The organism is Streptomyces sp. NPDC044571 (genome assembly GCF_040647115.1).
Classification (GTDB): domain Bacteria; phylum Actinomycetota; class Actinomycetes; order Streptomycetales; family Streptomycetaceae; genus Streptomyces.
Genome location: NZ_JBEZBN010000039.1, coordinates 47,014 through 65,942, shown reverse-complemented (window position 1 = coordinate 65,942; position 18,929 = coordinate 47,014). Strand labels below are relative to the sequence as shown.

18 protein-coding genes and 1 tRNA gene are annotated in these 18,929 nt (G+C 71.6%); 3 read left to right on the top strand and 16 right to left on the bottom strand.

The window, feature by feature from the left end:
* Positions 1-121 precede the first annotated feature (121 nt).
* From AB0B01_RS21305 to AB0B01_RS21240, 14 genes are all read right to left on the bottom strand, one after another.
* Positions 122-1,771, bottom strand: a complete 1,650-nt coding sequence (locus tag AB0B01_RS21305; protein WP_361721194.1) for a long-chain fatty acid--CoA ligase — start codon at positions 1,769-1,771, stop codon at positions 122-124.
* A gap of 256 nt (positions 1,772-2,027) precedes the next feature.
* A complete protein-coding gene (locus AB0B01_RS21300) occupies positions 2,028-2,561 on the bottom strand; it encodes a SigE family RNA polymerase sigma factor (protein ID WP_361721191.1) in 534 nt (177 codons plus the stop codon).
* 297 nt (positions 2,562-2,858) lie between these two features.
* Positions 2,859-4,025, bottom strand: coding sequence for a lipid-transfer protein (locus tag AB0B01_RS21295; protein ID WP_361721188.1), 1,167 nt, complete (start codon positions 4,023-4,025; stop codon positions 2,859-2,861).
* Entirely contained in the window at positions 4,022-4,420 is a 399-nt protein-coding gene (locus AB0B01_RS21290) for an acyl dehydratase (RefSeq protein WP_361721200.1), read from the bottom strand. Before AB0B01_RS21290 ends, AB0B01_RS21295 begins: the two co-directional genes overlap by 4 nt.
* Positions 4,421-4,533: 113 nt before the next feature.
* Entirely contained in the window at positions 4,534-5,577 is a 1,044-nt protein-coding gene (locus AB0B01_RS21285; protein WP_361721185.1) for an acyl-CoA dehydrogenase family protein, read from the bottom strand.
* Positions 5,577-6,584 (bottom strand): bifunctional MaoC family dehydratase N-terminal/OB-fold nucleic acid binding domain-containing protein, encoded by a 1,008-nt coding sequence (locus tag AB0B01_RS21280; RefSeq protein ID WP_361721182.1) that lies wholly within the window; start codon positions 6,582-6,584, stop codon positions 5,577-5,579. Before AB0B01_RS21280 ends, AB0B01_RS21285 begins: the two co-directional genes overlap by 1 nt.
* The gene (locus AB0B01_RS21275) at positions 6,581-7,747 is read right to left on the bottom strand and encodes an acyl-CoA dehydrogenase family protein (RefSeq protein ID WP_361721179.1); all 1,167 of its coding nucleotides are present in this window, start codon (positions 7,745-7,747) and stop codon (positions 6,581-6,583) included. Before AB0B01_RS21275 ends, AB0B01_RS21280 begins: the two co-directional genes overlap by 4 nt.
* Positions 7,748-8,075: 328 nt before the next feature.
* Positions 8,076-8,531, bottom strand: a complete 456-nt coding sequence (locus AB0B01_RS21270) for a DUF6344 domain-containing protein (RefSeq protein ID WP_361721176.1) — start codon at positions 8,529-8,531, stop codon at positions 8,076-8,078.
* A gap of 219 nt (positions 8,532-8,750) precedes the next feature.
* Positions 8,751-8,840, bottom strand: a tRNA-Ser gene (locus AB0B01_RS21265).
* A 94-nt stretch (positions 8,841-8,934) separates the two neighbouring features.
* Positions 8,935-9,891 (bottom strand): peptidase, encoded by a 957-nt coding sequence (locus AB0B01_RS21260; protein ID WP_361721173.1) that lies wholly within the window; start codon positions 9,889-9,891, stop codon positions 8,935-8,937.
* 251 nt (positions 9,892-10,142) lie between these two features.
* Positions 10,143-11,189 carry a putative sulfate exporter family transporter gene (locus AB0B01_RS21255; protein ID WP_361721170.1) on the bottom strand — a complete coding sequence of 349 codons (1,047 nt, stop codon included), beginning with the start codon at positions 11,187-11,189 and terminating at the stop codon, positions 10,143-10,145.
* Positions 11,189-11,737, bottom strand: a complete 549-nt coding sequence (locus AB0B01_RS21250; protein WP_361721167.1) for a cysteine dioxygenase family protein — start codon at positions 11,735-11,737, stop codon at positions 11,189-11,191. The genes AB0B01_RS21255 and AB0B01_RS21250 overlap by 1 nt, the downstream gene beginning before the upstream one ends.
* Positions 11,738-11,816: 79 nt before the next feature.
* The gene (locus tag AB0B01_RS21245) at positions 11,817-12,722 is read right to left on the bottom strand and encodes a LysR family transcriptional regulator (protein ID WP_361721164.1); all 906 of its coding nucleotides are present in this window, start codon (positions 12,720-12,722) and stop codon (positions 11,817-11,819) included.
* A gap of 113 nt (positions 12,723-12,835) precedes the next feature.
* Complete coding sequence (locus AB0B01_RS21240) at positions 12,836-14,416, bottom strand: trypsin-like peptidase domain-containing protein (RefSeq protein WP_361721161.1); 1,581 nt, start codon at positions 14,414-14,416, stop codon at positions 12,836-12,838.
* Between the two features lie 222 nt (positions 14,417-14,638).
* Between AB0B01_RS21240 and AB0B01_RS21235 the strand changes: the two genes are divergently transcribed.
* The 3 genes from AB0B01_RS21235 to AB0B01_RS21225 all read left to right on the top strand — a co-directional run bounded on the left by AB0B01_RS21235 (position 14,639) and on the right by AB0B01_RS21225 (position 17,266).
* Positions 14,639-15,439 carry a glycerophosphodiester phosphodiesterase gene (locus AB0B01_RS21235; RefSeq protein ID WP_361721158.1) on the top strand — a complete coding sequence of 267 codons (801 nt, stop codon included), beginning with the start codon at positions 14,639-14,641 and terminating at the stop codon, positions 15,437-15,439.
* Between the two features lie 85 nt (positions 15,440-15,524).
* Entirely contained in the window at positions 15,525-16,127 is a 603-nt protein-coding gene (locus tag AB0B01_RS21230; protein WP_361721155.1) for an ATP-binding protein, read from the top strand.
* Positions 16,128-16,291: 164 nt separating this feature from the next.
* Positions 16,292-17,266, top strand: coding sequence for a DUF5926 family protein (locus tag AB0B01_RS21225; RefSeq protein WP_361721152.1), 975 nt, complete (start codon positions 16,292-16,294; stop codon positions 17,264-17,266).
* A 182-nt stretch (positions 17,267-17,448) separates the two neighbouring features.
* Here the strand turns inward: AB0B01_RS21225 and AB0B01_RS21220 are convergent, their stop codons facing one another.
* Positions 17,449-18,051, bottom strand: coding sequence for a hypothetical protein (locus AB0B01_RS21220; protein ID WP_361721149.1), 603 nt, complete (start codon positions 18,049-18,051; stop codon positions 17,449-17,451).
* A gap of 124 nt (positions 18,052-18,175) precedes the next feature.
* Positions 18,176-18,874, bottom strand: a complete 699-nt coding sequence (locus tag AB0B01_RS21215) for a bifunctional DNA primase/polymerase (protein WP_361721146.1) — start codon at positions 18,872-18,874, stop codon at positions 18,176-18,178.
* Positions 18,875-18,929: the final 55 nt, after the last annotated feature.

The window sequence follows — 18,929 nt, the reverse complement described above, 5'->3', positions numbered from 1 at the left end:
GCCCCGGCCCCTCTCCCCTTTCGGGGGGGGGCCGGGCCCTCGGGGGGGTGTGCGCCGCCCGCCGGGCGGCCGGGTCTGACACCGGGGGGGCCCCCCCCGCGGGCCCCCCCCCCCGGCTGCGTCAATCGAGCTTCGTGACGGCCAGCTCGCCCTCCGCGTACTGCTTGCGGATCACCTTCTTGTCGAACTTGCCGACGCTGGTCTTCGGTACGGCCTCGATGAACGTCCAGCGTTCCGGCAGCTGCCATTTGGCGATGGACTGGGCGAGGAAGACGCGCAGCCCCCTGTAGTCCACGCTCGCGCCCTCCTTGAGGACCACGGCGGCCAGCGGGCGCTCGCCCCACTTCTCGTCCGGCACGGCGACGACCGCGGCCTCGGCGACCTCGGGATGCGCCATCAGGGCGTTCTCCAACTCCACACTGGAGATCCACTCTCCGCCGGACTTGATGACGTCCTTGGCGCGGTCGGTCAGGGTGAGGTAGCCGTCGGGGCTGATCACGCCGACGTCGCCGGTCTTGAGCCAGCCGTCCGCACTGAACTTGTCGGCGGGACGCAGCGCTTCGCCGGAGGCGCCCCCGTAGTAGGCGCCCGCGATCCAGGTGCCGCGGACCTCCAGTTCGCCGGCCGACTCGCCGTCCCAGGGCAGGATGTCGCCCGCCGGCCCGACGAGCCGCGGCTCGACGCCCGCGGGGAAGCGGCCCTGGGTGATCCGGTACGGCCACTCCTCCTCGGCGCTCAGACCGGCCGGGGGGTGCGCCATGGTGCCCAGCGGGGAGGTCTCGGTCATGCCCCAGGCGTGGCAGAGGCGGACGCCTAGCTTGTCGTAGGCCTCCATCAGGGAGGGCGGGCAGGCGGCGCCGCCGATGGTGACCTGCTTCATCGAACTCAGATCGCGCGGGTTGGCGGTGACCTCGGCCAGCAGTCCCTGCCAGATGGTGGGGACGGCCGCGGCGTGCGAGGGCTTCTCCCGTTCGATCATCTCGGCGAGCGGGGCGGGCTGCAGGAACCGGTCGGGCATCAGCATGTTGATGCCGGTCATGAACGTGGCGTGAGGCAGGCCCCAGGCGTTCACGTGGAACTGCGGAACGACGACGAGGCTGGTGTCCTTGTCGGTCAGGCCCATCGACTCGGTCATGTTGACCTGCATGGAGTGCAGGTAGATCGAGCGGTGGGAGTAGATGACGCCCTTGGGGTCGCCGGTGGTGCCGGAGGTGTAGCACATGGCGGCGGCCTGGCGCTCGTCCAGCTCCGGCCAGTCGTAGCTGTCGGGGCGGTCCGCGATCAGCTCCTCGTACTCGTGTACGCGCACGCCGAGGCCGTCGAGCGCCGTGCGGTCGCCGATCCCGGAGACCACGACATGTTCGATGGTGGGCAGGTGCGGCAGCAGCGGCGCGAGCAGCGGCAGCAGGGTTCCGTTCACCAGCACGACCCGGTCGGCCGCGTGGTTGACGATGAAGACCAGCTGCTCGGGCGGCAACCGCAGGTTGAGCGTGTGCAGGACCGCACCCATGGAGGGAATCGCGAAGTACGCCTCGACGTGCTCGGCGTTGTTCCACATCAGGGTGGCCACCCGGTCGTCCTGCTGGACACCGAGCTCGTCGCGCAGGGCGTTGGCCAGCCGATGGGCGCGGACACCGATCTCGGCAAAGCTGCGGCGATGCGGCTCGGCCTCCCCGGTCCAGGTGGTGACCTGGGACTTTCCGTGGATCGTCATCCCGTGGCGGAGTATGCGGGTGACGAGGAGCGGTACGTCCTGCATGGTGCTCAGCAAAGCGTCCTCCCGGTGGGCGCTGCGGCGCTGCGGCGGCTTCGGATGCAGCCGATTCTGCGCACGTACCGGTCGGCATGTCACTACCCGGGCGGACAAACACGGCGCGTATTCGCTGTTCGGGGCCATGCATGGCCCGATGCACAGACCCGAGGCCCGCCAACGGTGCACCGCGCACAGGGCTACCCGGCTGCGGGAGGAGGGGCGGTGTTCCGTGGATGTTTCACGTGAAACGTCGGGGGTTTCACGTGAAACATCCTCAGCGGACCGGGGTGAGCTCCGGGTCCTCGCGGAGCTTGACCAGAGCCCGGGAGACGGCGCTCTTGACCGTGCCGACCGAGACGCCGAGCAGCTCGGCGGTCTGGGCCTCGCTCAGGTCCTCGTAGTAGCGCAGGACGACCATGGCCCGCTGCCGGTCGGGCAGCCGGGTCACGGCGCGCCACATCGCGTCGCGCAGCGCCTGTGCCTCCGCGGGATCGGTGGTCGGCGCCTCCTCGGTCTCCGGCAGCTCCTCGCAGGCGAACTCGTCGACCTTGCGCTTGCGCCATTGCGAGGTGCGGGTGTTGACGAGGGCCCGGCGCACATAACCGTCCAGTGCCCGGTGATCCTCAATGCGGTCCCAGGCGACGTACGTCTTGGCGAGTGCGGTCTGGAGCAGGTCCTCGGCGTCGCACGGGTTGGCGGTGAGTGAGCGCGCGGTGCGCATCAGGACCGTCCCGCGGGTCCGGACGTACGCCGAGAACGACGGGTACGTCGTCGGATTCGAGGCGAGTGTGCACACAGGCGTGGTCATGGCTCCACGCTAGAAGCGCGGCGGGCCGCTGGGATCGGCCGCAGGTGCCGAAGGCGGATCCATCTCAGGTTGTAGGGGGAGGCCGCACCCCACCTCCTGAAGGTGGAGGAGGAAGGGTGCCCGTGGGAGCCGGAACTGGCGGTGAGCGCCGGTCGGCTGCCCGGCCCGGGGACCGGTCGGCGGTCGGCGGTCGGCTGTCGGCTGTCGGCTGTCGGCTGTCGGCTGTCGGCTGTCGGCTGTCGGCTGTCGGCTGTCGGCTGTCGGCTGTCGGCTCCATGGATCGGCCCCGGTTGTCGGTCAGCCGTCGGTGCCGAGGATCAGCCCCGAGGTCGGCACCCCGGTGCCGGCCGTAACGAGCACGTGCTCTGCGGCCGTGACCTGGTTGACCGAGGTGCCGCGCAACTGGCGGACGGCCTCGGCGATGCCGTTCATCCCGTGCAGGTACGCCTCGCCGAGCTGCCCGCCGTGCGTGTTGAGCGGCAGTGCGTCCGCCGCGACGAAATCGGCGGCCTCGCCGGGCTTGCAGAAGCCGAACTCCTCCAGCTGCATCAGGACGAACGGGGTGAAGTGGTCGTAGAGGATGCCCACGTCGATGTCCGAGGGCCGCAGTCCGCTGGTCCGCCACAACTGCCGAGCGACCACGTCCATCTCGGGCAGCCCGGTGAGGTCGTCGCGGTAGAAGGAGGTCATGGCCTCCTGGCGGCGGCCGGCGCCCTGTGCGGCAGCGGTGATCACGGCGGGTTTCTGCCGCAGGTCCCGAGCCCGCTCGGGGCTCGTGACGATGATCGCCTGGCCGCCGTCCGTTTCCTGGCAGCAGTCCAGCAGCCGCAGCGGTTCGACGATCCAGCGCGAGGCGGCGTGGTCGGCGAGGGTGATGGGCTTGCCGTGGAAGTAGGCGGCGGGGTTGTTCGCGGCGTGCCGGCGGTCGGTGACCGCGACGTGGCCGAAGGCCTCGGGGGTGAGCCCGTAGGCGTGCAGATAGCGCTGGGCGGCCATGGCCACCCAGGAAGCCGGGGTGAGCAGCCCCCACGGCAGTGACCAGCCGAGTGCCACGCCCTCCGCCGAGGGCTCGCGCTGCTGCACGCCGGAGCCGAAGCGGCGGCCGGAGCGTTCGTTGAAGGCCCGGTAGCAGACCACCACCTCCGCGACCCCGGTGGCGACGGCGAGAGCGGCCTGCTGGACGGTGGCACAGGCCGCGCCTCCGCCGTAATGGATACGGGAGAAGAAGGAGAGCTCGCCGATGCCCGCGGCCTGGGCCACGGTGATCTCGGGGCTGGTGTCCATGGTGAAGGTGACCATGCCGTCGACGTCGGCGGGGCTGAGCCCGGCGTCGTCCAGGGCGGCGTGCACGGCCTCGACGGCGAGCCGGAGCTCACTGCGGCCGGAGTCCTTGGAGAACTCGGTCGCGCCGATGCCGGCGATGGCGGCGCGCCCACCCAGCCCGTCACGGGTACGGATGCTCATGCCACATCTCCCGCCGGACCGAGGGTGACGCTGACGGTGCCGGTGACGTGGTGGCCGAGGCGGTTCGCGCCGACGACCCGGATCTCGGCGGTGTCCCCGTGGAGGGCGGCGACGGTGCCGGTGAGGGTCATGGTGTCGCCCGGGTAGTTGGGGGCGCCGAGGCGGATGGCCACCTTGCGCAGGACGGCGTCCCGCCCGAAGTGGTCGGTGATGTAGCGGCCCACCAGGCCGTTGGTGGTCAGGATGTTCATGAAGATGTCCGGGGAGCCCTTCTCCTGGGCGAGGACCGCGTCGTGGTGCACGTCCTGGTAGTCGCGGGAGGCGATGGCGCCCGCGACGATCAGCGTGCGGGTGACCGCGATCTCCAGCGGCGGCAGGGCGTCGCCGACCTTCACACGACCCGTCCGGCTCCTGCGGTCCGTGCCTTCCGTGTCGGTCGTGCCGGTCGTGCCGGTCGTGCCGGCCACGTCGTCGACGCCCTTCATGTCCTTCATGTCGTCCGCGTTCTTCATGCGGCCTCCCCCTCGGATCCGGCGGACAGGAGCGCGCCCAGCTCGGCCAGCAGTTCGCTGCCGCACCCCAGGTAGGCGTCGAGCTGGCGCCCCCACAGGAAGTGCCGGTGGACGGGATGGTCCAGGTCCGCTCCCATTCCGCCGTGCAGGTGCTGGCCCGCGTGCACCACCCGTTTGCCCGCCTCCGACGCCCACCAGGCCGCGGTCAGGGCGTGCTCGCGCGCCGGGAGTCCCTCGTCGATGCGCCAGGCGGCCTCGTACGCGGTGACCCGGATCGCCTCCGTGTCCATGTGGGCGTCGGCGGCCCGCAGCATCACCGCCTGGTTCGTGGAGAGCGGCCTTCCGAACTGCTCCCGGGTGGAGGTGTACTCCACCGTGCGGGCCAGCGAGCCCGCGCAGACGCCCGCCTGCAGCCCGGCGAAGGCGGTGCGCGCCGCGGCCAGCACCTCGTCATGGGCGCCTTCCCCGCCGAGCCGTTCCGCCGGGGCGTCGGCCAGGGTCAGCCGGCCCGCCGCCCACGGCGCGGTGGTCTCCACCGCCGAGGTCCGCACGCCGGGCGCGTCCGTACGTACGAGCCACAGGGCGCGGTCCGCGTCCGGAACCAGGACGTGCGTGGCCTCGCGCAGCCAGGGCACGGCCGGGGCCGTGCCGGTGAGGCGGCCGTCCGGGGAGGCGAGGAAACGGCCGCGGGCGGGGAAGGCGCCGGTGGCCACGGCCTCGCCCGAGCCCAGCGCGGGCAGCAGGCGGGCGCGCTGCTCGGGGCTGCCGTGGGCGGCGACCGGGAGCATTCCGTACGCGCAGGTGGCGGCGTAGGGGACCTGCGCGGTGGTGTGGCCCTGCTCCTCCAACAGCAGCACCAGGCCGAGCAGGCCGACGTCCTCGACGGCGGAGACCAGTCCGGCGGTGGTGAGGGCCTTCCACAGCTCGGCGTCGCTGCCGGTGCCGGCCGCAGCGAGGCGTTCGTGGGTGGCGAGGTCGGTGAAGATCCGGGCGGCGAGGCCGGCCGCGGCCGCCTGCTCCTCGGTGGGGTGGAAGTCCATCAGCCCTCGCTCCCCCGGAAGACCGGCAGTTCCAGGTCCTCGTCCACCCGCAGGAACTCCAGCTGTACGGGCAGCCCGATGCGGACCTTGTCGTAGGGGATCCCGGTGATGTTGCTGATGATCCGGACCCCTTCGGCGAGTTCGACCAGCGCGACCGCGTAGGGCCGCGCCTCGCCCGCGCCCTCTTCATGCGCGGTGAAGGCCGGGAAGGGCGGGTGGTGCATGACGACGTACGAGAAGACCGTGCCGGCGCCGGACGCCTCGACGGTGTCCCAATCGAGGCCGGCGCAGGCATGGCAGCCCGGCAGCCACGGGAAGCGGAGGGTCGCGCAGGCCGTGCAGCGCTGGATCAGCAGGCGGCGCTCGCGGACACCGTCCCAGAAGCCCTGGTTGTCCCGGTTGACCACGGGGCGGGGGCGCCGGGCCACCGCCGCCGGCTTCTTCTGCTGCCGGTCCCGCGGGGCGGCGGGTGCGTACTTGAGGATACGGAAGCGGTGGGTGCCGGCGAGTTCGCCGTTCGCGCGGACGTCCATGCGGGTGGTCACGAAGTGGCCGGTGCCCAGTTTGGTCTTCTTGCGGGGTGACACCGACTCGATGACGGCGTCGTAGGTGATCGCGTCGCCGGGGCGCAGCGGACGCAGGTACTCCTGCTCGCAGTCGGTGGCGACGACGGAGGTGCAGCCCGCGCCGTCGAGGAGCGCGAGGAGCTCGTCGTAGGCGGAGGAGCGGCCGCCGTGACCGGAGAGCCCGCCCATGGTCCAGGCCTGCAGCATGGTGGGCGGGGCGATGGCGTCCGGGCCGGTGTAGGAGGGGTTGGCATCGCCCATCGCCTCGCACCAGTGGCGGATCATCGGCTCGTTGACCGGGTCCTTGCCGCGTCCGGCGGTGGCGGCGGGCTGCCCCTCGAAGGCTCGCAGCAGCGTGTGGAAGCGGGCGTCGGCACCGGCCTGGTCCTCGGCTCCGGCTCGTCTCCCGTCCTGCGCTGCGTCGTCCGCCGTGGCGGTCATCGCTTCCTCCCCTTCATGCCGAGCCGCATCATGGCCACGATCTCCCGCTGGACCTCGCTGACCCCGCCGCCGAAGGTGTTGATCTGAGCCGCCCGGTTCATCCGCTCCAGCTCGCCGCCCGCGAAGACCTCAGGCCCAGGCCCCCGGATGAGCGCCTCCTCGCCCACCACCTCCTGGCACATCCGGTACACCTCCACAGCGGACTCGGTACCGAGGAACTTGACGCCGCTGGCGTCACCGGGGGCGAGGGTGCCGCTGCCCACGTCCTGGACGAGGCGCCAGTTCAGGAGCCGTACGGCCGCCAGCCGGGCGTGCGCCTCGGCCAGCCGGGACTGCACCCAGGGGCGGTCGGCGGGACGCTCGCCGGTGGCGGGATCCGGGGTCCGGGCACGGGCGAGGGCAGCCGCGTAGAAGTCCTCGGCCTGCATGCCGATGGCGGCGAGAGCCACGCGTTCGTGGTTGAGCTGGTTGGTGATCAGGCCCCAGCCGCCGTGCTCGGGGCCCACGAGATGGCCGGCGGGCACGCGCAGGGAGTCGTAGTACGTCGCCGTGGTGGTGAGTCCGCCGACGGTCTCGATCGGGGTCCAGGTGAAGCCGGGGGCGTCAGTGGGGACCAGGATGATCGAGATCCCCTTGTGCTTGGGGGCGTCCGGGTCGGTCCGGCAGGCGAGCCAGATCCAGTCCGCGTTCTGGGCGTTCGAGGTGAAGATCTTCTGCCCGTCGACCACCCAGTCGCCGTCCGCACCGCCGTCGCGCACCGCGCGGGTACGCAGGGAGGCGAGGTCCGTGCCTGCCTCGGGCTCCGAGTATCCGATGGCGAAGACGATCTCGCCGCCGAGGATCCGCGGGAGGAAGTAGTCCTTCTGCTGCTGCGTGCCGTACTTCATGAGGGTCGGGCCGACGGTGTTGAGGGTGACCATGGAGACGGGCGCGCCGGCGCGGTAGGCCTCGTCGAAGAACACGAACTGCTCGTCGGCTCCCCTTCCTTGACCCCCGTACTCGACGGGCCAGCCGAGGCCGAGCAGTCCGTCGGCGCCGATGCGGCGCAGCAGTGCGCGCTGGGCGGCCGGGTCCTCGGGAAGCCCGTCCGGCAACAGATCGTGGAAGTACTCCCGCAGCTCGGCGCGCAGCCGCAACTGGCCTTCGGTCGGGGCGAGGTGCACGGTGCTGGCCTCCCGGCATCGCATCGTTCCAGTTACCTGACTGTCCGTCAGATTCCTGGTCGATGTCAAGGTCGCGCGGGAGGGCGGTACGAGCAGCCGGGCGCGAGCAGAAAGGTTTCACCGCGCCCGTGCCCCCGAACACGCCGAAATGGGCCGCGCCGTCCGGGAACCCCACCGTCTCCCGGGCCTGCGGCCCCGCAATACCAAGCTCCACGCCCCGCGAGCGCTTCCTGCGCGCTCTCTTCGCGGTCCTGCACCGCCGGACATCTCACTCCGCGCCCGTATGCCCCGCAGGCGCGGTCAGTCCCCGCACGCCGGCCGCCGGCAGCTACGCGGCGAGCGCCAGCCCCTGCCGGGCGGCTCCGACCGTACGGACGCTGCCGGCCCCTGCGGGCGCAGCGGTCGCGGGCGGCACGGCCGCCGCGGAGGCGGGGGACGGCCCGGACGGACCCGCGGCGAGCGAGGCCGGTGACAACGGCCAGTCCGCGGCTGCGCCGGCCGCGGCGGCCGAGCGGCGGACGGACGGCGACTTGCCGTGGGCCTCAGCGCGGATGCGCTGCTTGATGGTGGGCGGGAGCGCCCTGCCCCGCATCACCGCCCGCCAGGTCCGCCGGGCCACCGGTACGGCCGGCCGGCGTACGGCGGCAGCCACGGGCCGGGAGGGCTCGGCAACGACGACGGCGGACGGAACGGTCTTGCGACCGAACCCGAGGGAAGCGAGAAGCGCGACGAGCGCGGAGACGACGACGGTCCACAGGGACGCGACGCTGATGCGGTGAGCCATGACGGGTGCCTCGATTCGCAAAGTTCCGACGGGCGGATCTGCATACATTCGGCATGATGTGTCCGCAACCGCACCGCCTCACCGACGCGCGCCGATCTTCCGACAAACACCACTCGGAAGAACCAAGGCCCTCCGGCGCCCGCGCCGACGATCCGGGCCGCACGACGAAGGGGCGCCCCCTTGGAGGGGCGCCCCTTCTTTTCAGTACGTTCGCCGGTCTGGCGGTGGGTGTGGGATTTGAACCCACGGTGACATCGCTGCCACGACGGTTTTCAAGACCGTTCCCTTAGGCCGCTCGGGCAACCCACCCTGCCCGTCCCAGCTGGGGCGGAGCGGCTACAGCCTACCGGCTGGGGGAGGGCGGCGGGGGCCGGCTTTTCCCGGGAGGGCCTACTGGGACGGGTCAGGAGGTCTGGGCCTTGTCGTAGGCCGCCTTCGCCTCGTTGCCGAAGTACGGACCGAACATGCGGTTCGGCAGGAAGGTGTATCCGAAGCTGTTCACCGAGACCTGGGTGCCCAGGCCCGTGGACTCGTTGAAGTCCTGGAACCAGGGGCCGCCGCTGGAGCCGCCCGTCATGTTGCAGCCGAGGCTGTGGTCCTTGGTGAGCAGGAAGTCCTTGCCCGTGGAACCGCTGCAGTAGATGAGCTTCGTGCCGTCGTACGGTGCGGCCGCGGGGAAGCCGAAGGAGTACATCTTCTTGTTGTAGCCCCCGTTGAAGAGGATGCCCTGGGCACCGACGGCCTGGCTGAGCTTCTGGCCGTTCAGGGGGGCGACGACGGCGAGGCCGACGTCCATGTTCATGTCCTCGCTGGCGGCCCACTGGTCGGTGGCGAAAGTCTTGGTGGCCGACCACTGGCCATAGGGGGCGTTGCCGTTCTCGTACCCCGGGACGAAGATCCAGTTGGTGTGCCAGGCGCCCTGGTACTTCACGCAGTGGCCCGCGGTGATGACCGTGCTGCCGTTGGCGCTGGTGATGGAGTCACCGGAGCAGGAGGCGGTCCGGTCCCCGAAGGTGAAGAAGACCCGGCCCGAGGTTTTGACGACCGCCCCGCCGCCCGTCCAGGCACCGCCCGCCTGCGGGAAGGACGTGGGGGAGGTCGCCGCGGAGGGAGCCGTCGGGGCGATGGCGGTGGGCCGGGCCGAGGTGGCCACCGGGGTGCGCGCCACCCCCGGCACCGCCGTCACGTCGAGCGGCACCGCGGACCGCATCCGCTCGGCGGTCCAGAAGCCCTTCGTGTGCTGCTGCGTGAACGATGCGGGGGTGTCGGCGGCAGCCGAGGGGGTGGCCGCCGTCAGCGCGCCCGTGAGGAGGGCGCCTGCCGCCAGGAGGACCGATGCTGCCGTGCGATGACGAATCACGCCTGACTCCTTCTGCCGTGTCCGGTCCCCTCGGACCGGACAGGGTGGGGGTGAAGTGCTGTCGGTGCGGATCGGGCGCAGGGTCGCACGCACGGCACGAGAAGTCAGGAGACAGTCAGAACGTTCGGTCGGTTCCGGCCAGGAATTGGCCAACTCCCACCCGTTCTCCTGCCGTCCGGCCCGTCGCCATCCGTCTCCTGCCATCCGCCGCCTTGGCATCCGTGCCCCCGCGTGTGGTCAGCGACACTCCCTCATACGGTCAGCAACACCCCCGCGTACGAGACGCCCGCCACCACCACCCAGGCCCCGAGACCCAGGACCGCGGCCCTTCCGCCGGTCCGGGCCAGCGTGGGCAGGTGTACCGCGCTCCCCAGGCCGAACAGGGCTGCCGCCAGCAACAGTTCCTGCGCGGTGTGCGCCCACTCCAGCGCCACGCCGGGCAGCACCCCGGTGGTACGCAGCGCCACGGCGGCGAGGAAGCCGGCGACGAACAGCGGAACCGGCGCCGGACGCCGCCCGGAGGCCGTGCGTACACCCTGCCGTCGCGCCCGTACGGAGAAGGCCACGGCCGCCACCAGCGGGGCCAGCAGCGCCACCCGCATCAGCTTGACCAGCACCGCCTCGCCCAGCGCCCCCGGGCCCGCGCTCTGGGCGGTGGCCACGACCTGCCCGACGTCGTGGACGCTAGCGCCCACCCAGCGGCCGAAGGCCGGATCGGTGAGACCCAACGGGCCTTGGAGCAAGGGGAGTACTGCGATGGCCAGGGTCCCGCACAGGGTCACCAGGGCCACCGAGGAGGCCACATCCTCCTCGTCGCTGCCCGATACCTGGCTCACCGCCCCGATCGCCGAGGCTCCGCAGATCGAGTACCCCGTGGCAATCAGCAGCGGCTGGTCGCCGGGGAGCCCGAGCCTGCGCCCCAGCCAGAGCGTGCCGAAGAAGGTGGCTGCGACCACCCCGGCCACCATCGCCACCGTCGTCCAGCCCAGCCGGAACACCTGGTCCAGGCCCAGACCGAGGCCCAGCAGCACGATGCCGATCCGCATCAGGCGCCGTCCGGCCAGCGAGAGGCCCGGGCGCCCGATGCCGCGTACGACACCTCGTAGGCCCGGCAGGTGGGCCACGGCAATGCCGAGCACCACCGACGCGGTCAGCATCGGCACCACGGGCAGCAGGCGGTGCACCGTCCAGGCGACCACCACGCCGACAGCGGCGAGCCCCAACCCCGGCCAGGATGAAGGTGTTTCACGTGAAACATGCCGGACTGCCAGGCTCTGCGGGCGATTGAGGAGGGCCATCAGTCGACGGGCGGCGCGTAGGTACGGCGGATGCTGGTACCCAGCCGGGAGATGTCGGCGCCGTAGACGTGAAGCGATATCGCCTTGTCCGCACAGGAGTTGCGAACCTTGTGGATGTCTCCGGGCGGCGCGAATCCGCAGACCTCCCCCTGGCCGTTGACCACGTCCTCCGTTGCCACCAGACGGGCCGGGCCCGCACCGGGAGCCAGGCGGTAGCGACGCTCGCTCTCCTGGCCCTGGTGTACCCCGGCCACGCACCAGGACACGTGGTCATGGATGCAGGTCTCCTGCCCCGGAAGCCAGACCAGCGCGACCACGGAGAAGCTGCCGTCGGACTCGGCATGCAGGATGTGCTGGCGGTAGCGCTCCGGATCGCCCTCCTGCTGCGCCTCGGTCAGCAGGTCGTCGCTGCCCAGATGAGGGGCGAGCAGCTCGCCCACCAGGTACGCGGTCACGTCCGGGGCCAACCCCCGGTCGACGACCGTACGGATTTCACGGACGAGGGCGGCCAACCTCGCGGTCGTGCGGGCCGGTGTTGTGGTGGTCATACCGGCAGCGTCCTGCCGCCGATCCATCACGTCCAACGACAGTTCTGACCCGAATTCCCAAGCCCCGCTTATGAATCGGTCAGCAGCCGACGCGGTTCGCGGCCACTCTCTTCAGCTCGTCCAGCACCACGGCCGTCGCGGGTATGCGCAGGTGCTCCCGGTAGACGTAGGCAGCGATGTGCCGCCGGGCGGCGGGCTGCAGCGCCCGCCCGCAGACCCGGGTCAACGACAGGGAAGGCAGCACCAGGGCCGGCATCATCGCGACACCGAGTCCCTGCGCGACCATGCTCTGCACGACCAGGTTGTCGTCGGTCGCAAACCGGATGTCGGGCACGAAGCCCAGCTCGGCGCACTCGTGCAGCAGGTTCGCCCGGCAGCGCGGGCAGCCCGCGATCCACTTCTCCTCCGCGAGGTCGGCCAGCTGCACCGCCCGGCGCCGGGCCAGGGGATGGCCGGTCGGGAGCAGCACCGTCAACTGGTCCTCCAGCAGCCTGACCTCGGCCACCTCCTCCGGTATCTCCTCGTGCAGCCCGGGGTAGGTGAAGGCCAGGGTGATGTCGCACTCCCCGCGCTCCAGCCGGCGCAGCGACTCCGGCGGCTCCCCCTCCAGTAGCTCCACTTGGATGCCCGGGTGCTCCTTGGCAAGGCCGCTGAGGGCCTCGGGGACGAGGGTGACGTTGGCGCTGGGGAAGCCGCACAGCCGGACCCGCCCGGTCCGCAGCCGGGAGTACGCCTTCAGCTGGGCCTCGGCGGCGGAGAGGCTGCCGAGGATGGACTCGGCGTGCCGGGCCAGGGACTCCCCGGCCTCGGTTAGCTTCATTCTGCGGCCGATACGGGTGAACAGCGGTGTGCCGACAGCGCGTTCGAGCGCCTTCATCTGCTGGGTTATCGCCGGCTGGGTGTAGCCGAGGACCCGAGCGGCCGCCGAGTAGGACCCCGAGGCGACCACCTCGTGGAACGTCCGGATATGCCGCGAATCGAACACAGGGGAAGCATAAGCGGACGTTGGGAGGGGCCGTAGGCGTTATCGCGCCCACGGCCCCTCACCATCCGGCCACTGCTCGTCCGGGCCTCAAGGCGCCCGGCCCGTCCCCGGGTCTACTTGTCGCCGACCCGCGAGCCGAGCGTGATGTCGACGGTGGACGGCTTGCCGTCGCGCAGGTAGGTCAGCTTCACCACGTCGCCCGGCTTGTACGTCCAGATCTCGCTGATCAGGGTCGGTCCGCTGTCGACCGGCTTGTCGCCGAACTTGATGATGATGTCGCCGGGCTTGAGGCCCGCCTTGCCGGCCGGCCCGTTCGGGTCGACCAGCTCGTTCGCGGGGGCGCCCTGCTCGGAGATCTTGGCGCCCTCGACCTTGGACTGGAGGTCCACGGAGACCGAGATGACCGGGTACACCGGCTTGCCCGTCTTGATCAGCGACTCGGCGACGTTCTTGGCCTGGTTGATCGGGATGGCGAAGCCGAGGCCGATCGAGCCGGCCTGGCCGCCGCCGAAGCCGCCGTTGCCTGCGGACTGGATGGCGGAGTTGATGCCGATGACCGCGCCGCGCCCGTCGAGGAGCGGGCCGCCGGAGTTGCCCGGGTTGATCGAGGCGTCCGTCTGCAGCGCGCTCATGTAGGAGTTCTTGCTCCCGGAGCCGTCGCCGGAGGCCACCGGGCGGTTCTTGGCACTGACGATGCCGGTGGTGACGGTGTTGGACAGGCCGAAGGGCGCGCCGATCGCGATCGTCGGGTCGCCGACGGCGACCTTGTCGGAGTCGCCGAGCGGCAGCGGCTTCAGGCCGGACGGCGGGTTCTTCAGCTTGAGCACGGCCACGTCGTAGCCCTGGGCCCGGCCGATGACCTCGGCCTCGTACTTCTTGCCGTCGGAGAAGGTCGCGGAGAGCTTGCCGCCGTTGGCCGCGGAGGCCACCACGTGGTTGTTGGTGAGGATGTGGCCCTGCTGGTCGTAGACGAAGCCGGTGCCGGTGCCGCCCTCGCCGTCCCCTGCCGAGGCCTCGATGGTGACGACGCTCGGCAGCGCGCTGGCGGCCAGGCCCGCGATCGAACCGGCCTCCCGCTTGATGTCCTTGGGGGTGTTGCTCGCGGAGATCGTGGTCGAGCCGGTGCCGTCATTGCCCCGCTCGGCGGCCCAGTAGCCGATGCCGCCGCCCACGCCGCCTGCGAGGAGGGCCGCCACCAGGACGGCCGCGATCAGACCGCCCTTGCCCTTGGGCTTGGCGGGCGGGTTGCCGTCGGTGGTCAGGGGCGTGCCCCAGCCGCCGTGGCCTCCCTGGCCTCCGCCCGCACCGTACGCCGGGACCGCGGGCGGCGGGGGCGGCCAGCCCTCGGCTCCGTGCGCGGCCGGAGTCGGCGCCTGGGGGTAGGACGGGGCGCCGGAGGGTGCCACGGTGGACGGGATCTGCTGGGTGGGCTCGGTGCCCGGCGCGGGGGTCGGCGGAAGCTGCTGGGTCACCGGCTCAGCGGCAGGCGCCGCGCTGCCGGACGCCGCCGGAGCAGCGCCCGGCGCCACCGGCGGGGTGGTGGGTGCGGGCGGCCCGGCGAAGGCTCCCGCAGCGGCCGGGGCCTCGGCTGTCGGCGCGGACGCGGGGGTCTCGGGGGCGGGAGTGGCCACCGGTGGTGCGGACGGGGCCGCGGGGGGCGTAGGGGCCGCGGTGCCCTCGTTCTCGGTGCTCACAGCGCTCTCTCCTCGTCACACACGGCTTCAGACATTCCTGCTCTTCGGCCCGACTGAACGTTCGACGTGCCGCACAAGTTCCTGGGGCAAGCCTTGCCCAGGACCCGTCAGAGCACTGTAAGCCGGACCTGTGCGTCTCCCCCATCCTTTATCTCCGGCAATTCCGGCGCATCCCCAGGACGCGGCCGTCACCCGAAGGCCTCGTGGTGGCACCATGACCCGGTGACCCACGCAACGCCGCTTCCGATCCAGGTCGTCGCCCACCGAGGCGCCTCGGAGGACGCTCCCGAGCACACCCTGGCCGCGTACCGCAAGGCCATCGAGTACGGCGCGGACGCTCTTGAATGCGATGTCCGGCTCACCGCCGACGGCCATCTGGTCCTGGTCCACGACCGCCGGGTCAACCGCACCTCCAATGGCCGCGGCGCCGTCTCCGCCCTGGAGCTGGCCGACCTCGCCGCCCTCGACTTCGGCTCGTGGAAGGACCGCGAGGAGTCCCCCGACTGGGACGCGGACCCGGAGCGCACCTCCGTGCTCACGCTGGAGCGGCTGCTGGAGCTGGTCGCCGACGCCGGGCGGCCGGTGCAGCTCGCCATCGAGACGAAGCACCCGACCCGGTGGGCCGGACAGGTGGAGGAGCGCCTCCTCTTCCTCCTCAAGCGGTTCGGCCTGGACGCCCCGCCCGCTGAGGGCCCCCACCCGGTCCGCGTGATGAGCTTCTCGGCGCGCTCCCTGCACCGGGTGCGGGCGGCTGCTCCGACGGTCCCGACCGTGTACCTGATGCAGTTCGTCTCCCCGCGCATGCGCGACGGGCGGCTGCCGGCCGGCGTACGGATCGCCGGACCGGGCATGCGGATCGTGCGCAACCATCCCGGCTTCATCCGCAGGCTCCAGGGCGCGGGGTACTCCGTACACGTATGGACAGTGGACCAGCCGGAAGATGTTCAGCTCTGCGCTGATCTGGGTGTGGAAGCGATCATCACGAACCGACCGCGGCAGGTTCTGTCACAGCTCGGACGCTGACGTCCCCATTTGCCCACCTGCCACAGAGGGCACGTTCGTGACACGGCGTGCCCCGGCGCATCCCCTCCGCAACCGCTGGTCATGAATGCGTCACAGGGCCCTGCCAGGCCGGTTTCCGGTCCCGGCCAGGGGGGCATCCAGACCATGGCGTGGGGCTAAGGAGGTTCCGGGGGTGGCGTTGGTGGTGGCACAGGAAGTGCCCACGTCGTCGTGCATGGACGTACGCCATGGTCCTGCTGGCGTGGGCGAGGCGAGACACCGCATGCGTGAGCAATTGCGTATCAGCGGAGTGTCCGAATCAGTCGTGGACGACGCCGTTCTGATCCTTTCCGAACTGCTCAGCAATGCCTGCCGACACGGCAGACCGCTGGGCGCGGGCGAGATCGGGGACGGGGAGATACGCGCCGCATGGCGCATCGACATGGCAGGGCGGCTGACGGTCGAGGTCACGGACGGGGGCGGTCCCACCCGCCCGGTTCCTTCCACGCCCTCGGTCACCGCCCGCGGCGGCCGGGGGCTGAACATCATCAGTGCCCTCGCCCAGGACTGGGGTGTCCGGGACGGTGCGTCAGGCGAGGTCACCGTATGGGTGATCGTCGCGTGTGGGCCCCGGCACGATGATTTCGCTACGCGCGTTGCGCCCCCGGCGATCGACTTCAGCACCGCCTTCGACGACCTGGAACCCTGACCCGTCCGAACGATCCAACCCGCAGCACAGGCCATCCGAACAGGCGGCCTCCGGGAGCGCACGCCGACCGTGCTCCCGGCCGCACAACACCGGTTCCGGCGGTACGAACGACTAGGCTCCCGCCCAGACACAAGCCGTACCGCCGCAACCGGGAGACACCCACGATGGCCAAGAAGCGCCCCGCAGCCAAGACTGCAAAGCCGCAGCTCAAGAACGGGGAGATCCCGGTGGTGGGCGCACGTGAGCCCTGCCCGTGCGGCTCCGGGCGCCGCTACAAGGCCTGCCACGGCGCGGCCGCCGCGCACGCCGTCACCGAGCACGTGCAGCGCCCCTTCGAGGGCCTGCCCGGCGAGTGCGACTGGGTGGCGCTGCGCGAGCTCGTGCCCGCGGCCACCGTCCCGCTCTCCCTCAAGGGCGGCCTGCCCGAGGGCGTCCCGTCCGTCACCCTGGTGACCGTACTCCCCATGGCCTGGCCCGCGTTGCGCCGCGAGGACGGGTCGGTCCTGCTCGCCCTGCAGAACGACTCGACCACCGGGGACCTCGCCCGGGACATGGCGGACACCCTGCAGCGCGCGCTCCTGGCGGAGCCGGGTAATCCCGTTCCGGCTCGCCGGGTTCCCGCCGAGGGATCCCGACTTCAGGATCTCCTGGACACGGACGGCGTTTTCGAGCCGGTTGTGCACAGCGGCTTCGAATTCTGGATTCCGGATGCGGAGAGCGCCCAGAACGCCTCTCCGGAGATCGCCGCCTCGCTGGAGCGCGCCAACGCGGCCGCCATCCCGACGGTCAAGCTGGCCGGCGTGGACGCGGCCTACTGGTGCGAGACCCCGGACAAGAACCACCTGCGCTGGGTCATGCCGCACCCCGAAGAGAAGCTGCTCGACGCCCTCGCGCGGCTGCACGCCGCCGGCACCTCCTCGCTCGGCGAAGGCACCCGACTGGTCGGTTCCTTCCGGGCCCACGGCCTGATGGTCCCCGTCTGGGACCTGCCCACCGGAGTGAGCGCCGACGATGTGGAGAAGCCCGCGGCCGCGTTCGCGGAGCGGCTGGCCACGGCCCTGGCGTCGGACGCCCCGCTGACCGCGGACGAGCGCCGGGCGCGCGGCGGCCTCACCAATCGGCAGATCACGCTGAGCTGACCGCCGCACGCCCCGCAGGGGCGGTGACTGGGGTCACAACTCCCGCTAATCGTCTGCAAATCGGTGTCTGAATATCAGAGATCGAATTTGCGAACAGGCGATCTCTTGTTACCGTTCTTGTAGCCCGGTCGCTGGTGCATCCCCCGTCGCCAGCGATCGGGCCCTTCCATTTCCGCGGTAGGTCAACCGCCCGCCGGAGCCGGTGCGTTGCTCCCGGACCGCAGCAGCAGCCGCCCTTCATCATCCGGAACTGCAAACTCCGCAACCGCCGAGTAACTGTCGGGTGTCCCGGCCGAGGTCTCGCGCGGCGTCTCGCAGAGCCCCGGATCATCGCCCGTCCCCACCGCGCAGCGGATCTGCACCGTGCGCCCCGCCGGTCCCATCACCGTCAGTACGGCGTCCAGCGGGTGGCCGCTGGTGTTGCGGTAGTAGCTGCGTCCCCAGGTCCGGCCCTCGCTGACCAGGATGCAGGTCTGCGCCTCCAGCCCTTGCGGGGCGGACAGTTCGGGGCCGCAGCGGGAGTCCGTATGCGGCTGCTCGGTCGGGCCGGGCGCCGCGGGCGGGGCGGACTGCTTGGGTGTGCGGGGCGCCGCGGATGCGGACGGGCGGGCGGCCGCGGCGTCGGATGCCGCCTTATGGGATCGGCCCGACGGGTCGGCAAAGCCGAGGGACGAGAACAAGCCGCCGCCTTTTCCGTCATCCTGACCGGCGAAATCGGGTCCGGCGATCGCTCCCGCCAGCGGGAGCGACAAGATGATCAGCACACCGGCGCTGATACCGATCAAGCGGAGATTCATTCGGCGAAGATAGCGATGCGGGAATGGGGCGCGGAGATCCCCGCGCCCAATTCCCTTGGAAACTCGTCCCGGCGACACCCGAACGAGTGACCGGCGGGCTTCGGTGCCGCGCTCAGTACGCGAGCCGGCTGCCCCCACCGGACGCGCCGCTGCTCGCCTCGACCAGTGCGTCGACGACGGCCTCGACCTCCGGCAGCCACGGGCTCCCGGCGCCGGCGGGCCTGCGTTCCCAGCGGACCTGCCCGCCCCCGGACGCGGGGGAGGGCGGCAGCAACAGGTAGCCGCCCTCGCCGTGGAAGCGCAGCGCGGAGGGCACGTGGTCCTTGGCGTAGAGGAGTTCGCCGAGCCGCTCCAGCGAGTACGGCGCCACCAGCAGGGACCACCGGGTCGGCGTGGCCACGATCGGCCCGAGCCGCATGCCCTGCGCGTCCAGCCGTACGACGGCACGCGCGGCAGCGGCGGCGGGCAGGCTCACGGCGCACGGGGCGGCGCCGCCGGTGGCGAGCAGGACCGGGGCGGCGGGCCGGTTGCCCCACCACCAGGCGACCATCCGGGGGTCCGTGGTGGCCGCGAGCAGCCCCGGGTCGAAGGGGTGCGCGCCGGGAACGACGCAGTCGGGGTCGGGACAGGCGCACCGGCGACCGTCGGCACCGGAGCGGCCGACCCCGGGCAGCACGGGCCAGTGCCAGGCCGTCGCGCAGGTGAGCGCCGTGTCGAGGAGGGCCGGATCACCGCTCTGTCCCGGGACGGGACGGAGGGATGTCAGGCGCTTGCGGAGCCGCTGGAGACGCCTTCCGAGGATCTCGCGCATGAGCGCTCGTTCCTTTCCGTTGAACGCCGAGGGCCACATCACACCATGTAAGCGG